10 protein-coding genes and 1 pseudogene are annotated in these 14064 nt (G+C 72.9%); 5 read left to right on the top strand and 6 right to left on the bottom strand.

Annotation, left to right across the window (positions count from 1 at the left end):
• The first annotated feature begins 11 nt into the window (after positions 1–11).
• From ACJ9NR_RS38440 to ACJ9NR_RS38430, 3 genes are read left to right on the top strand one after another with little or no spacing between them, the layout of a single operon-like run.
• Positions 12–1850, top strand: a complete 1839-nt coding sequence (locus tag ACJ9NR_RS38440; RefSeq protein WP_412494573.1) for an ABC transporter ATP-binding protein — start codon at positions 12–14, stop codon at positions 1848–1850.
• Entirely contained in the window at positions 1843–3189 is a 1347-nt protein-coding gene (locus tag ACJ9NR_RS38435) for a M16 family metallopeptidase (protein WP_412494574.1), read from the top strand. The genes ACJ9NR_RS38440 and ACJ9NR_RS38435 overlap by 8 nt, the downstream gene beginning before the upstream one ends.
• Entirely contained in the window at positions 3186–4676 is a 1491-nt protein-coding gene (locus ACJ9NR_RS38430; protein ID WP_412512780.1) for a M16 family metallopeptidase, read from the top strand. The genes ACJ9NR_RS38435 and ACJ9NR_RS38430 overlap by 4 nt, the downstream gene beginning before the upstream one ends.
• Before the next feature lie 149 nt (positions 4677–4825).
• Here the strand turns inward: ACJ9NR_RS38430 and ACJ9NR_RS38425 are convergent, their stop codons facing one another.
• Positions 4826–5314: a MarR family winged helix-turn-helix transcriptional regulator gene (locus ACJ9NR_RS38425; RefSeq protein ID WP_412492953.1), complete on the bottom strand. Its 489-nt coding sequence runs from the start codon at positions 5312–5314 to the stop codon at positions 4826–4828.
• Positions 5315–5354: 40 nt separating this feature from the next.
• On the opposite strand from ACJ9NR_RS38425, the gene ACJ9NR_RS38420 reads away from it, so the two are divergent.
• Positions 5355–6251, top strand: coding sequence for an alpha/beta hydrolase (locus ACJ9NR_RS38420; RefSeq protein ID WP_412492952.1), 897 nt, complete (start codon positions 5355–5357; stop codon positions 6249–6251).
• A 489-nt stretch (positions 6252–6740) separates the two neighbouring features.
• On the opposite strand, the gene ACJ9NR_RS38415 is transcribed toward ACJ9NR_RS38420, so the two are convergent.
• Positions 6741–7709 (bottom strand): phosphotransferase family protein, encoded by a 969-nt coding sequence (locus tag ACJ9NR_RS38415; protein ID WP_412492951.1) that lies wholly within the window; start codon positions 7707–7709, stop codon positions 6741–6743.
• Positions 7710–8173: 464 nt separating this feature from the next.
• Here ACJ9NR_RS38415 and ACJ9NR_RS38410 point away from each other — a divergent pair.
• Positions 8174–9296 (top strand): annotated as a pseudogene (locus ACJ9NR_RS38410) (lipid II:glycine glycyltransferase FemX).
• A 308-nt stretch (positions 9297–9604) separates the two neighbouring features.
• Here the strand turns inward: ACJ9NR_RS38410 and ACJ9NR_RS38405 are convergent.
• The 4 genes from ACJ9NR_RS38405 to ACJ9NR_RS38390 are packed head-to-tail and all read right to left on the bottom strand — an operon-like array spanning position 9605 to position 14042.
• Positions 9605–11458 carry an ABC transporter ATP-binding protein gene (locus ACJ9NR_RS38405; RefSeq protein ID WP_412492950.1) on the bottom strand — a complete coding sequence of 618 codons (1854 nt, stop codon included), beginning with the start codon at positions 11456–11458 and terminating at the stop codon, positions 9605–9607.
• Complete coding sequence (locus tag ACJ9NR_RS38400) at positions 11455–11892, bottom strand: lasso peptide biosynthesis B2 protein (protein WP_412492949.1); 438 nt, start codon at positions 11890–11892, stop codon at positions 11455–11457. Before ACJ9NR_RS38400 ends, ACJ9NR_RS38405 begins: the two co-directional genes overlap by 4 nt.
• The gene (locus tag ACJ9NR_RS38395; protein WP_412492948.1) at positions 11889–12143 is read right to left on the bottom strand and encodes a lasso peptide biosynthesis PqqD family chaperone; all 255 of its coding nucleotides are present in this window, start codon (positions 12141–12143) and stop codon (positions 11889–11891) included. Before ACJ9NR_RS38395 ends, ACJ9NR_RS38400 begins: the two co-directional genes overlap by 4 nt.
• 48 nt (positions 12144–12191) lie before the next feature.
• On the bottom strand, positions 12192–14042 hold the full coding sequence (locus tag ACJ9NR_RS38390) for a lasso peptide isopeptide bond-forming cyclase (RefSeq protein WP_412492947.1): 1851 nt from the start codon (positions 14040–14042) through the stop codon (positions 12192–12194).
• Between the last annotated feature and the right edge of the window lie 22 nt (positions 14043–14064).

Raw genomic sequence — 14064 nt, 5'->3', positions numbered from 1 at the left:
GAGGAGCAGCCATGTCGGCCCATCAAATGTCCGTGAAACCCCCGCGTCTCCCTCTGCGCGTGCTGCGCCAGGTGGCCCGGGACACCAGGAACACGGTCCCGGCCGTCCTCCTGGCCCTGACCGCGACCGCCGCGACGCTCACCGTTCCCCTGGTGGTCCGCCGTATCGTCGGCGGCTTCTCGCAGCACCACTCCGTGACACGGTCCGTCATGCTGATGACGGTGCTGGCCCTGGCCGGTGCGATCGCGTCGGCCCTCTCCTCGTTCTGCCTGGCACGGGCCGGCGAGACCATGGTGCTGTCCGTCCGGCAGCGGGTGGTGGCCCACGCACTGCGCCTGCCGCTGACCGGCGCCCGCCGGATCGGCGCCGGCGAACTGGTCGCCCGGGTCACGTCGGACTCCGGTCAACTGCGGTCGGTGGTCGACATCGGCGTCACCCAGCTGCCGATGGCCACGCTCACGGTCACCGCCACCCTGATCATCATGGGCCTGCTCGACTGGGTGCTCCTGCTCATCGTGCTGGGCACCTTCTCGGTGGCCGGGCTGGCGATCGCCGTCTTCATCAAGGGCATCCGGCACAGCACCGCCGCCCAGCAGGAAGCGCTCGGCGAACTCGCACAGCGCTTCACCGCCACACTCGGCGCCCTCGCCACCGTCAAGGCCTGCCGGGCGGAGGCGCAGGTCACGGGTGCCATCGACGCGGACGCGGTGACGGCCGCCGGCTCCGCGGTCGCCGCGGCCCGGCGTCAGGCGTTCGTCACACCGATCATGGGGCTCGGCCAGCAACTGGCCCTGATCGGAGTGGTGCTGGGCAGCGGTGCCCGGCTCGCCTCCGGCTCGCTGAGCATCGCCGGGTTCGCCGCGTTCCTGCTGTACCTCCTCCAGCTCATCGCCCCGCTCACCCTGGTGGCCAGCGGCATCGCACGGCTCCAGCTCGGATTCGCCGCGCAGTCGCGCATCGAGGACGTCCTCGCCGAGCAGACCGAGGACACGTCTGACGGAGCGCGCGCGCTCCACGAGCCGCTCAGCGCACCGTACGTGAGTGCCGGCAGCCGGCCCCGCACCACTCCGGCAGGTCCCGCCGACCCGGCCCACCCCGACGGGCCCGCGATCGAGTTCCACCAGGTCACGTTCAGCCACGACGGGGCCCGGCGTGCCGCCGACGGGCTGTCCTTCACCGTGCCCCGGCAGGGGGTCACCGCACTCGTCGGCCCGTCGGGGGCCGGGAAGACGACGGCGCTGAACCTCGTGGAGCGCTTCCTCGTGCCCGACAGCGGCGCCGTCCGGGTCCTCGGCCGAGCCACCACCCACTGGCCGCTGGCCGAACTGCGCGGCCATCTGACCTATCTGGACCAGGCGTTCACCCTCCTCGAAGGCACCGTCAGAGAGAATCTGCTGCTCGGCCGTACCGCGCCCGCCGCAGAGGACAGCCTGTGGGAGGCGCTTGCCGCCGTCGGGCTCGACGAGGCGGTCGCCCTGCTGCCCCAGGGGCTCGACACCACCGTGGGCCGCGCCGACGACCTCTCGGGAGGCCAGCGGCAACGGCTCGCGCTCGCCCGCGTCCTGCTCACCGACGCCCCGGTGGTCCTCCTGGACGAACCGACCTCCCAGCTCGACAGCATCAACGAGAACCGGCTGCGCGAAGTGGTCGACCGCCTGTCCCGGGACCGCGCCGTGGTCGTCGTGGCGCACCGCATCTCGACCGTACGCCAGGCCCAGCACATCGTGGTTCTGGAAGAGGGCCGCTGCCTCGACACGGGCCCCCACGACCAGCTCCTCGGCCGCTGCGGCATGTACGCGGAGCTGGTCCGGGGCCAGCGGCTCGGCCTGCGGGTGGGCGCGGGTGTCTGACACGACGTACGTGGGATCCGCGCGCGCGTCCGACACCGGCCGGATCCAGCGGTTCACCCTGTCCAACGGCCTGCGGGTGGTGCTCGCGCCCGAACAGGGCACCGGCGTCTGCGCCGTCGGCCTGCGCTACGGCGTGGGGTTCCGCGACGACCCGCCGGGCCGTCCCGGGCTCGTGCACCTCCTCGAACACCTGATGTTCCGCGGACGCCCCGGCACCTCCGACGACCCGGGTTCCGCCGACGTCCCGGGACCTGCCGGCGGATACGCCAACGCGGCCACCGGCCAGGACTCCACCGACTTCCACCAGGTCGTCCCGGCCGGCCTGCTGGCCGGGACACTCGCCGCGGAACGCGACCGGATGGCGGGCCCCCGGCCGAGCGCGGCGGCGCTGGCCACCGAGCGAGACGTCGTCGCCGAGGAGATCCGGCGCAACGTCACCGGCCGCCCGTACGGCGGATTTCCCAAGTCGCTGCTGCCCCCGCTGCTCTACCGCTCCTACGCCCACACCCACGACGGGTACGGGGACATGGCGGCGCTCGCGGACGTCACCCCGCAGGAGTGCCAGGACTTCTTCGACCGGCACCACTCCCCCGGCAACGCCGTCCTGACCGTCGTCGGCGGCTTCGAGCCGGAGACCGTGCGGCGGCTGATCGGGCTGCGGTTCGGCGACCTTCCGGCGCGGCCGGTACCGCCGGGGGACGCCCCGCCCGAGCCGGAACCGGTCACCGACCGGTACGGACGGCACACCGACCCGCTCGCCCCGCTGCCCGCCGTCTGCGTCGGCTACCGGCTGCCCGACCCCGCCGCCGACCTGACCGGCTACCTCGCGCACGTGCTCCTCGCGGCGCTGGTGGAACAGCGCCTGCGCGAGGACCTGGTGGCGCGCGATAACACCGCGGTGGCGGTGACGGCCGGCTGCGGACTGGTGGGCGGACCGTTCGCCGCACGCCATCCGGTCACCCTGGCCTGCACCGTCACCCACACGGAAGCGATCGGCACGGACGAGGTCGTGGGCACCCTCGACGCCGAACTCGCCACGCTGGCCGGGCGCGGGCCGGACCCCGACGAACTCCTCCTCGTCACCAACCGGTGGATCAGCGGCCTGCTGCGACACCACGACGCGCCGCACGTCCGGGCCCGCTCCCTCGGCGCCTTCGAACTGCTCCACGCGGACGCGGCCCTCCACGAACGCGTTCCCCGCCTGCTGGCCACCACCACCCCGGCCGCCGTGGTCCGAGCCGCACGACGGCTGTGCGACGCGCACCGCGCCGTCCTCACCCTGGTTCCGGAAAACCGCCGCCCCCGCACCCCGCTCCCGCACCGTGAGGCCCTCGGATGACGACCGGCAGGACGATCAGCACGACCACGCGTCCGGACGACCACCACGCGGACCGCGTACGCCCTCGCGCGGCCGCCCTCCCGCCGAGCACGACGGCCCTCCCGCCGAGCGTCACCGCCCGCCTCCCCGGCGGACTGTGGGTGACCGCCGTCCGGCTGGCGACCGTGGCCCGCGTCGAGATGCGGCTCACGATGCCCCTCACCCCCGGCCACGCGCCGCCACACTCCGCCCAAACCGCCACCGGACCCGTGCCGGCCGCACGGGCGGCCGTCCTCGCGGCCTGCGTGCTGCGCGGCACCACCGGGACGGACGGCACCCGTGTCGAGACCGCCCTCGGCCGGATCGGCGGCGACGTCGTACCGCTGGTGGGCGCCGACCGCCTGGCACTGCGGGGCGGCGTGCTCGCGGACGGCCTGGACGACCTGCTGCGCACGCTCGCCGACGCGCTGTCCCGCACGGAGCGTCCCGACCACGAGGTGACGGCGGCACGCACCGTGCTGCGCGGTCAGACGGCCTTGGCCCGGATGAGTCCCGCCCTGGCCGCCCACGCCCTGCTGTGCCGGCACGCCCCCCGCTGGGCCGGCGACCCACAGCAACCACCGGCCCCGGAACTCATCGCCGCGGTCACGCCCGGACAGGTGAGGGAGCTGCACGCCCGGCTGCTCGTGCCGGCGCACGCACGGCTCGTCCTGGTGGGCGACCTGGACCCGGACAGGGCCGTGGAAGCGGTGCGTGAGGCCTTCGCGGGATGGACCTCCGACGCAGCACGACCTCTCGTACCGGACCCGGACGAAGGCCCCCCGCACACGCCGGCCGAGGAAACCCCCGCCCGCACGGTCGGGCTGCATCCCGCCGTACGGGCGGGCACCGCTCAGGTGCGGCTCGTCGCCGCGCGCGGCGACGAGCCGCTCACCCCCGCACTGCGCCTGGCGTCCCTGGTGTTCGGCGGTCACCCGCACTCCCGGCTCGTCGCCCGTCTGCGGCGACGCCACGGATACACGTACGCCGTCCGGTGCCGCCCGGAGAGCCTGCCCGGCGACGGGACCGGCACCGGTGCGCGCGGGCCGCTTCCGCCACCGCCGGGCCACCGTCTGTTCATCGAGGCGGACACGGCGCCCTCCAAGGCCCACGCCCTGCTGGAAGCCGTGGGCGACGAGCTGGCGCGGATGGCGTCGGACCCGCCCTCCGCCGCCGAAGTGGCCCGGGCCGGCGCCCACTTCACCGGAGCCTCGCTCACCACGTGGGCCACGCAGGCGGGTCTGGCGGACGCGCTGGCCCACCACCCGGATCCGCTGCCGCCCGCGGACCCGGCGCAGCTGTGGGATCTGCTGAACGACCTGCACCGCACACCGCCCGACGCCGTCGCGGCCGCCGGTCACGCCTTCTCCCCCGGCCGTTTCACGGGCGTCGTGATCGGCGCGGAGGGCCCACCGCCCGGCCCGAGCCGCCACTGGACGATCGGACGGGCCCCGGGCGCCGGCGACTGAGCGCGCCGAGGACGAAGAGGCCAGCTCCGAAGCGGCTCGGCATCATCGGCAAGGACGGGACGTCCACCGGCGGGCGACAACGAGCTTCCGACCGGGGACCAGCCACGTCATCGAGGCCTCCGGTCCGCCGGGCGTGCGACAGCGCGAGGCTAGCCGACGGGCGTGCCGATCCTGTCGTGTTCGAGCGCGACGCAGAGTCGCCGCAGCGCCTGCGCCGTGGCCTGCAGCTGTTCGGGGTCGAGGGCTGCTTGGACGAGTTGGCTGACGGTCGCGAACGTGTTCTCCGCGTCGTCGACGAGCTCGATGCCGGCGTCGGTGAGTTCGAGCAGCGAGGAGCGGCCGTCCGCGGGATTGGGGATGCGCCTGACCCAGCCGCGCCCTTCGAGGCGGTCCATCCCCTTGCTGGTCGCTCCGACGCCGACGGCGAAGAACCCCGCGAGATCGCCGACGCGTGCGCGGGGGTGATCGCGCAGGTAGCGGAGGAACTCGAACTGTGAGGCCGCGATCCCGTGACGGCTGCGCATCTGATCGTTGAGTGCGTTGTACAGGCGGGTCTCGCATCGCACCAGATCGCTGAAGAACGTCACAGTCGCCGCCCCGACCTCTCTAGATGCCGCGGCATATATATTACCTTCCACGGCATACAGTTTACCGGCGTACCTCTGGAGGAGCACAGCCATGAGCAAGGCACAGCGCGCGACGGTCGACGCGATGCTGCGGCGCGGCCCGCAGGGCTTCAAGCCCCTGCCCGTGGAAGAGATGCGCAGCGACTTCGCGGCGCTGATGGCGCTGTTCCCGGTCCCGGAGGTACGCACGTCCGACACCGTGCTCGGCGAACGGCCCGCGGTACTGGTCGAACCGGAGGGCGAGGCACGCGCGGGCACCATCCTCTACTTCCACGGCGGCTCGTTCTCCCTGGGATCGCCGCAGACCGCGATGGGACTGACCGCCGGCCTCGTCACCCGTACGGGGTTCCGTGCGCTGTCGCTCGACTACCGGCTCGCGCCGGAACACCCGTTCCCCGCAGCGATCGAGGACTGCCTCGCCGCATACCGGTCACTGCTCGACGACGGGGTCGGCCCGGAGTCCATCGCGTTCGCCGGCGACTCGGCCGGTGGTGGCCTCACGGTGACGACCACGCTCGCCGCCAGGAAGGCCGCACTGCCCATGCCCGGCGCCATCGTCGCCTTCTCACCCGGCCTCGACCACACTCGCTCGGGCGCCAGCATGGACACCAAAGCCGGAATCGACCCCTTCTTCACCCACGAGGGCATGGCCCACACCGGCGACCTGTACCTCAACGGGCAGGACCCCCACCAGGAACTGCTCGCGCCGGCCGTTCTGGCCGACCTCACCGGCTTCCCGCCACTGCTGCTGCAAGTCGGCACGAACGAGCTGCTGCTCGACGACTCGGTGCGCCTCGCCGAACGCGCCCGGAACGCCGAGGTCGACGTGATCCTGGACATCACGGCCGGGGTACCGCACGTCTTCCAGTCCTTCATCGGCCAACTCGACGAAGCCGACCACGCGCTCGACCGCGCCGCCCTGTTCCTCACCCAGCACCTCAGCGCCTGAAGGAGAACTCCGGTCGGCAACCCGGTACCTGCCGCGCGCGGCCTCCAGCACGGCATTCGGCCGCGGCCCGGCCTTGGCGATCTCCCACTCGAGCCGGGCCGGATCGTCGTCGAAACGGACCAGCTTGCCCAGCCGCTGCCCATCGGCCGACATCCGTACCACGACCGAGCGGTGACGGCGCAAGGTGACCGCGACTGCGAGCATCCGGAGCCGTGGCACATCGGCATCGACCTGCCCGTCCCGTTGCTCGCTCAGTGCAGAACCCGGTGGAGACCGAGATCGCGGAGGCAGTCCTGGACGGCGAGGTGTCCTGGGCCGACCCTCGGCTGTCCGAGGAGACGGGCGACCGGGTGCTGCCGGCCCGGTTCGACATCGAGGACGCCGCGGACATGATGTGGGGCGGTGGCCCGGATGGTCAGAGGTGTCCGGCACGATGCAGCTCATGCCGAACAGCAGCCCCGCCCCACTCCGCAACCTCGCCACGGAGCTTCAGAACCTGTATTGCAGTACCAGAGATCGTGCCGTCATCCGCCGGATGTCGGCGCTGATGCCCTCCAGCGGCGCCGTGTTGCCGATGGAGGCGAACCAGTCCCACAGCTCCAGAGCGTGGTAGAGGCGGTAGAGGCCGACCCGCTCGCTCCAGTCGGCGGGCAGCGGGCCGTAGCCGTCGCAAAGCGCTTCGCGCTTGTCCTGGTCGTCGTGAACGCAGTAGTAGTCGGTCTTGGCCACGTCCATCAGTGGATCTGCGGCGATCGCGTTCTCCACGTCGATGAAGCCGCTGACCCGCCATCCGCCGCCGTCCTCGGCGACCAGGACGTTGCCCTCGTGGAAGTCGTTGTGGCACAGCACCGCCTGCCGGCACCCGGCGAGCAGCTCTTCCTGCCGGGCGACCTTCGCTTCGATGGCCGTCGCGAGCGTCGTATCGCCCCCGTGATCGGTGTACTCCCTGAGCTTGTTGTGGAACTGCCGTGTCATATAGGCGGCGTTTGTCGGCTGGGCGTCCACAACCCGAGTGGTGAGGTACCCGTAGGCGCCTTGAGGGATCCGGTGGACTGCGGCCATGCAGCCCCCGATCTGACGGTAGACCTCCCGCAACGACGCCCTGTCGAGGGCGTGGCTGACGGCAGACAACGGCCGGCCTCTGAGCATCGTCATCACCGTGTAGCAGCGCCCCAGCGCGTTGTCGGCGCCCGCCTGGTGCAACACGGCAGGCACCGGCCCGACACCGTGCTGCTGAAGCAGCCGGTAGACGTAGGTCTCCTTCTCCTGTTTCCAGCGCCACCGATCCTCATAGACCTTGATCACGACCGGCTCGGCCGTCCCGACGAACCGGATCTCGAAGATCGTGCTCAGCTCCCCGCCAGAACGCGGAACGATCTCCCCGACGGACGCGGCTGGAAGGACGGGACGCAGGAGTTCCCCGGCTATCGCCGACGGCAGCGCTGTTGCAGCGGACACGCTGAAACCGTATGTGCACCAGGGCGGGCGTCGCGAGCGAAATACCGGCGCTGCGCAGAGCATCGACGGACAACGCGCGGCATACCTTCTTCAGCAGCTGGTCCTCAGTCACCGGCCACCTCCCGCACGGCGGCGTGGGCGGCTGCCTCGTCGACGAGGTCCTTGCCGGTGGCGAACGCGCCGCCGGGGCCCGCAGAAAGAGGCAGTCGACAGCCCGCGGGTAGCCGTGCGAGGTCGTGTGGATCAGCGAGAGGGCGTCCTCGGTCTGCAGATGCTCCGGGCGCCCGGCGACGCTCCGTACGTTGATGAAGTCCGGGTTCGCGACACTGGCGACGAGCATGATCGGTGATCTTGCTGGAAAATCCAGTCTGCTTCTGCTTCGTGTGCGACGACACCATGTGCATGGGAACGTGGGCGGCCATACGTCTCAGTAGGCTTGTGCGCCGGACAAAGGAGCGCTGCGCATGAGCTATCGCCTGAAGGCGATCACCCGCGAGGAGCATCTGGCTTTCGTCACGACCCGGCCCTCGGTGAGTCACATGCAGGTTCCCTCGTGGGGGGGATGTGAAGCCGGACTGGCGGGCGGAGAGTCTGGGCTGGTTCGACGAGGAAGGCCACCTCGTCGGGGCTGGGTTGGTGCTGCTGCGGCCGTTGCCGAGGCTGAAGCGGTACCTCGCCTACCTGCCCGAGGGCCCGGTCATCGACTGGGCTGCGGCAGATCTGGAGCGGTGGCTTGAGCCGATGCTCGCGTATTTGAAGGGGCAGGGCGCGTTCTCGGTGAAGATGGGACCGCCCGTCGTCGCCCGACGCTGGAGCGCTGAGGCGGTCAAGGCCGCGATCGCCGACCCGCAGGCCCGGCATCTGCGAAATGTGCAGGCCACCGCGCACGAGCCGCGGGCCTTCGACATCGCCGACCGGCTGCGCCGGATGGGCTGGCAGCAGACCGAGCCTGGCGGCGAGGACGGCTTCGCCGCGGGCCAGCCGCGCTACGTGTTCCAGGTCCCCTTCGCCGGGCGGTCGCTGGAGGAGATCCAGCGCGACTTCAACCAGCAGTGGCGGCGCAACATCAAGAAGGCGGAGAAGGCCGGCGTCAAGGTCGTCCAGGGCGGCTACGAGGACCTGCCCGCCTTCTACGAGATCTACGTCGAGACCGCCAAGCGAGACCGGTTCATCCCACGACCGCTGGCCTACTTCCAGCGGATGTGGACCGCGCTGCAGGCCGAGGACGACGACCGGATGCGCCTCTACCTCGCCTCTCACGAGGGCGAGGTGCTCGCCGCTGCCACGATGCTGACCGTCGGCGAGCACGTCTGGTACTCCTACGGCGCCTCCACCAGCCGCAAGCGCGAGGTCCAGCCGAACAATGCCATCCAGTGGCGGATGATGTCGGACGCCCACGCACTCGGGGCGGCTGTCTATGACTTCCGCGGCATCACCGACACCCTGGAAGAGGACAACCACCTGCTGGGACTGCTCCGGTTCAAGGCAGGGACCGGCGGCCAGGCCGTCGAATACCTTGGCGAGTGGGACTACCCCCTCAGCAGGGTCCTGCACAAAGCCCTCGACCTCTACATGTCGCGGCGCTGAGGCGAGGGCAGCCTCGTGCTGATCACCGACTCCGATGTGGGGCGGGTGGAACACCAGCTGCAGGCAGCCAAGTTGGACTGCCCGCCCTGCTGGGCGCCGCTTGCTCCCCGGGGGTATGGCCAGCCGCAGGATGCACGGCGGACGGCGCCATCGCCGCGGTCTGCGAAGTGCCGTTCCCCGGTGGAGTCGGCACGCATCCGGCGGTCACGGTCATCTCGTCCCGGTCGGCTCCCCCGGGTCGCCATCGGAGCGCGACCCGTCGGCTTCGATCGCGGCCGCAGCCGCCGGGGTCGCCGAGGCCACCGGGCTCACTCGCCCGTCCAGTCCCGGCCGCCGCCGTCCGGCTCCTGTCCCGGCCGCAGCATCTGGCTTGCCGCCAGCTCGCGGTACAGGGCACTGCCGCGCAGCAGCTCCTCGTGCCGTCCGACGGCGGTGGTGCGGCCGTTCTGCAGCACCACGATGCGGTCCGCGTGCTGCACCGTGGACAGGCGGTGCGCGATGACCAGCAGGGCGCACTCCCCGGCGACGTCCTTCATGACGGCGGTGAGCGCCGACTCGTTGATCGCGTCGAGGTGGGAGGTGGGCTCGTCCAGGAGCAGCAGCGAGGGCCGGGCCAGCAGCGCGCGGGCGAGGGCCACGCGTTGGCGTTCGCCCCCGGAGAGGTTGCCGCCGCGTTCGCCGATGACGGCGGACAGACCGCCGGGCAGCCGGGCGACGACGTCCTCCAGCCTGGCCAGTTCGACGACGCGCCGGATCTCCGCGTCCGTCGCACCGGGCAGGGCGTAGGCGATGTTCTCGCGCAGGGTGCCGTGCATGACGTGGGCGTTCTGGTCGACGAGGGCGATGCCCCGGCGGCATGCCTCACGGGTGAGTTCGGCCGCGGGCCGCCCGTCGAAGAGGACCGTGCCCCCGTCCGGCTCGTAGAACCTCGCCACCAGGGAGAACACCGTGCTCTTGCCGGCTCCCGACCGGCCCACCAGGGCCACGAACCGCCGGTGCGGCACGGTGAACGACACTCCGCGGAGCACCGGCCGCCGCGGGTCGTAGGCGAAGTGGACGCCGCGCAGCGCGAGGGCGGGACACTCCCGTGCGGGGGATGGGCCGGCCGGCCCCGCCGTGGGCACGCGGTCGCCGATGCCCCGGTGCGCGGTGGGCTCGGCCGTCAGCCGGAGGGCCTCGTCGATGCGCCGGTAGGCGCCCATCCCGCGCTGGACGAGTCCCACGGCACGGAAGACCGACGACAGCGGCAGGGCCAGGTACGAGGCATAGAGCAGGAAGGCCACGAGGTTGCCGAGGGAACCGGCGTCGCCGCGCACGCGAAGGCCGCCGACCACCAGCACGACGAGGAAGGAGCCCTGTACGGCGAGTTCGACGGCGGAGCTCATCACGGAGGCGAGCTTCGCGGCGCGCACCCCGGCGCCGTAGGCGGCGTCGACGCGCGCGCCGATGCCGGCCGCCTCGCGTGCCTCGGCGCGGTGCACCCGGACCATCGGCAGGCTGACCAGGGCGCGTTCCAGCTCGGCGGCCACGGCACCGACCGAGTCCTGCATGTGCTCGGACGCCGATCTGATGCCCCGCAGCAGCGAGGCGACGACCACGGCCGCGGCCGCCACCGTGAGGGCGACCAGAAGCAGCAGCAGGACGTCGAGCCACGCCATGAGGGCGATCGCCCCGGCGGCCACGAGACTCCCGGTCACCAGGTCCACCAGGGCCTGCGAGACGACCTCGCGGAGCAGGGTGGTGTCGGCCGTCACCCGGGAGATGAGGTCGCCGCCACGGTGCCGGTCGTACTCCCTCATCTCCAGCCGGAGCAGCCGGCCGACCAGTCCGTGGCGCAGCTGCCGTACGACTGCCTCGCCCATCCGGTCCAGTACGTACCGCCCGGCTGCTCCCGCCGCCGCCTCGACGAGGAACAGCGCGCCGAGGAGCACCAGCAGGGGCCAGAGGACCTGTCCGCGACCGGTCGCGTCCACCACGTCCCTGGCCACGAGCGGCTGGGCCAGGCCCAGTGCGGCGGACAGCAGGGTCAGTGCGGTGGCGGCGGCGATGGCACTGCGGTGCCCGCTGGTGAGCCGGTACATCGCGGCCACCGCCGCGCGGACCGACCGGGCGCCCTGAGCGCCGTCGCTCCCGGCGCCCGGCGGGATGGCCGCGCCGGTCACCGGTCCGCCGGCCGGGGCAGCGGGCCGACCGCCATCAGCCGGGCGAAGTAGCCCTCCGGCGTGCCCTCGCCGACGGGGCGCCCGTCCGCCTCGAGCCAGGCGTGCGCGGTGAACGGCGGCACGACGCGCACACCGGCGCACCAGGTCGGCCACGTCCCGCCCAGGCGGCACAGCAGGGCCGCCCCCAGCGAGCGCGGCAGGCACCCCTTCGGGCCGGCGCAGTGCAGGCTGGCGGCGCACATGGCGTCGCGCGCCCGGCGGGCCTGCGCCGTGGTGGCCGGCGCCGCGCCGCGCCGCAGGACGCCGAGCACGGTGCGGATGCGATGCGGCGGCAGCAGGGCGAGGGCGAGGGCGGGCAGCAGGACGAGGCGGGCGGCCAGGCGCCGGCGCAGCGGCACGTCGCCGGGGCGCTCCAGGGCACTGGGCGTGGTCACGAGGCGAGCCCCGCGCCGCGCAGCTCCCGTACCAGCGCCTCGACGTCGCGCAGCGCTGCCGCCTGATCGATTTCGAACTCCCTGACCAGGGCAGCGGCCGCGTCCGCCTCCTCGCCACCGGCCAGCAGTGTCCGCACCACCAGGCCGGCGGTCGGGTTCAGTTCCCAGTAGGTACCGGCACGCTCGTCCAGCAGGACCGTGCCGTAGTCGGTCTCGGCCGTGGAGACGTCGGCGGCGAACCGCAGGGGCATGTGGGGGCCTTTCTGACGTGTCCGAGTCTGACGTGTCCGAAGGGGTGCTCAGGGCTGCGGGACGGGGGTGTGCCCGCGGGCCAGCCCCCGCAGCCACACCTCGGCGGCGATGGTGGAGTAGAGGACGGCTTCGCTCAGTCCCCGGGAGGCGGGCCGCAGCGCGAGGTGGCGGAGCGCGTCGCGGTCCACCAGGCCCAGCTGTGCCAGCCGCGCATCGTCCCACAGGGCCAGCAGGTCGGCGCGGTGTTCGCGCAGGCCGTTGGCGGCGTCCATGGAGGCGGTCGCCTTGGTGCCGCGCCGCAGGCACTCCTCGGGCACGATCCCGCGCAGGGCCGTGGCCAGGACGGGCTTGTACCGCCAGGGTGAGACGCGGTCGCCGGGCCGCACGGCCAGGCATGCCTCGATGACGCGGTCGTCGAGGAAGGGGGAGGCCATCGGCAGGCCGGTGCGGGCCGCCATCCCGTCCCACTGCCGGATGACGCGGGTGCACGAGCGGATCTGCTCCAGGTCCGCGTGCAGCCCGCGGTCCGGGTGGAGCGGGGAGGCGGTCGCCGCGGCATCGAGCAGCCTCTGCCGCGCCAGCCGCTCGGCCTGCGGCGTCATCCAGTCGAACAGACGCGGCGCCATGCCCCAGCCGAGAGCCGTCGCGACCGGTGGCGGCGGCGCGTCGCGCAACCTGCGGGCGGCGTCGGCGAGCCACACCGGGTACGGCCGCGCGTCGGCCAGAGCGCGGACCGTGCCGCCGAGCGGCCACTGCCACAGTGCCCGGAAGCCGCGCACCTGCCGCACGGCGAACAGCGGGCGCGTGCGCAGCAGCCGGTGGTAGTACGCCTCGGAGCACCAGGCCACGTGGTCGCCGCCGATGCCGGTCAGATGCAGCCGGCTGCCGCGGGCGGCGAGACCGGGCAGGTGGTGCAGCACCCGGGAGCGGTCCATGACCCCGATGGTGGGTTCGTCCAGGAGATCGTCGATGCCCAGCAGGTTGTCGTAGACCAGCGGCGAGGCATCGGCGTCCCAGACGACGTGCTCGGCGTCCGGGAGGCAGCCGATCGCCCGCTCGGCCCAGGGCAGATCGGTGTCGGCCGGGTCGCGTCCCGGCCAGGTGCTGGCCACCACGCGGGCGGCTGAGCGGTCGGCGAGGAAGCAGATGGACGTCGAGTCCAGGCCGCCCGACAGGTCGCAGCTCACCACGCCGCCCTGACGGGTGCGTGCGCCGACGGCTTCCTCCAGCGCCTGCCGGATCAGCGGCGCCGCCTCGGCGAGCGGCCGGACCGGCTCCGGCGGCGTCCACCACCGGGTGTGCCGTAGGCCGCGCCCGTCGTCGGCGACCACCAGGGCGTCCCCCGGGCGAACCGCGGTGACCGCACGCCACATCGATGTCTCGGACAGCGGGTACGGCGTCGGCCACAGCAGCCGTACGGCCACTTCCGCCACGTCGGGATCGAGATCCAGGGCGGAGGCGAGCAGGTCGGCGCGGGTCGCGGCCACCCGCACCCCGTCGATCTCCGCGTGGAAGACGAGTCGCAGTCCGGAGGCGGTGCCCTGCACGCGCAGCCGCCCGTCGAGGGCGCCGACGAGATGGAAGCTGCCGGGCAGGGACCGCGCCAGCGTGTCCAGCTCCGCGAGATCACGAAGGCGTGCCGCCCGGCGCCGCAGGTCACCGGCGTCGATCGGGCAGCAGCCCACCACGGCGAGTGAGGCACCGCAGGCGTGGACCGCGAGGATGTCGTCGTCGTGCCAGTGGCCGACCAGCCAGGGCCTGCCCGACGCATGGGTGAGCGTCCGGCTTCCGGCGCGGGCGAAGGAGCGGGCCACGGCGGCCGCGTCCGCGCGGTCGGCGAAGACCGCGAAGTGCGCGTCGCCGGGGCCCGTCCCCGCACTTTCGTGCAGCTCAGTCATGACGTCGGGTCAGGATCGTCGT

The organism is Streptomyces sediminimaris (assembly GCF_047049295.1).
Classification (GTDB): Bacteria; Actinomycetota; Actinomycetes; order Streptomycetales; family Streptomycetaceae; genus Streptomyces; species Streptomyces sediminimaris.
Note: the sequence above shows the minus strand (reverse complement) of the source record. Positions and strands in the feature narration are given on the sequence as shown.

Excerpts from the sequence above, each read along its gene's own strand:
- ACJ9NR_RS38420 (WP_412492952.1), top strand. The coding sequence starts at position 5,355 with ATGAGCAAGGCACAGCGCGCGACGGTCGACGCGATGCTGCGGCGCGGC.
- ACJ9NR_RS38395 (WP_412492948.1), bottom strand. The coding sequence starts at position 12,143 with ATGCCCCTGCGGTTCGCCGCCGACGTCTCCACGGCCGAGACCGACTAC.
- ACJ9NR_RS38390 (WP_412492947.1), bottom strand. The coding sequence starts at position 14,042 with ATGACTGAGCTGCACGAAAGTGCGGGGACGGGCCCCGGCGACGCGCAC.
- ACJ9NR_RS38430 (WP_412512780.1), top strand. The coding sequence starts at position 3,186 with ATGACGACCGGCAGGACGATCAGCACGACCACGCGTCCGGACGACCAC.
- ACJ9NR_RS38440 (WP_412494573.1), top strand. The coding sequence starts at position 12 with ATGTCGGCCCATCAAATGTCCGTGAAACCCCCGCGTCTCCCTCTGCGC.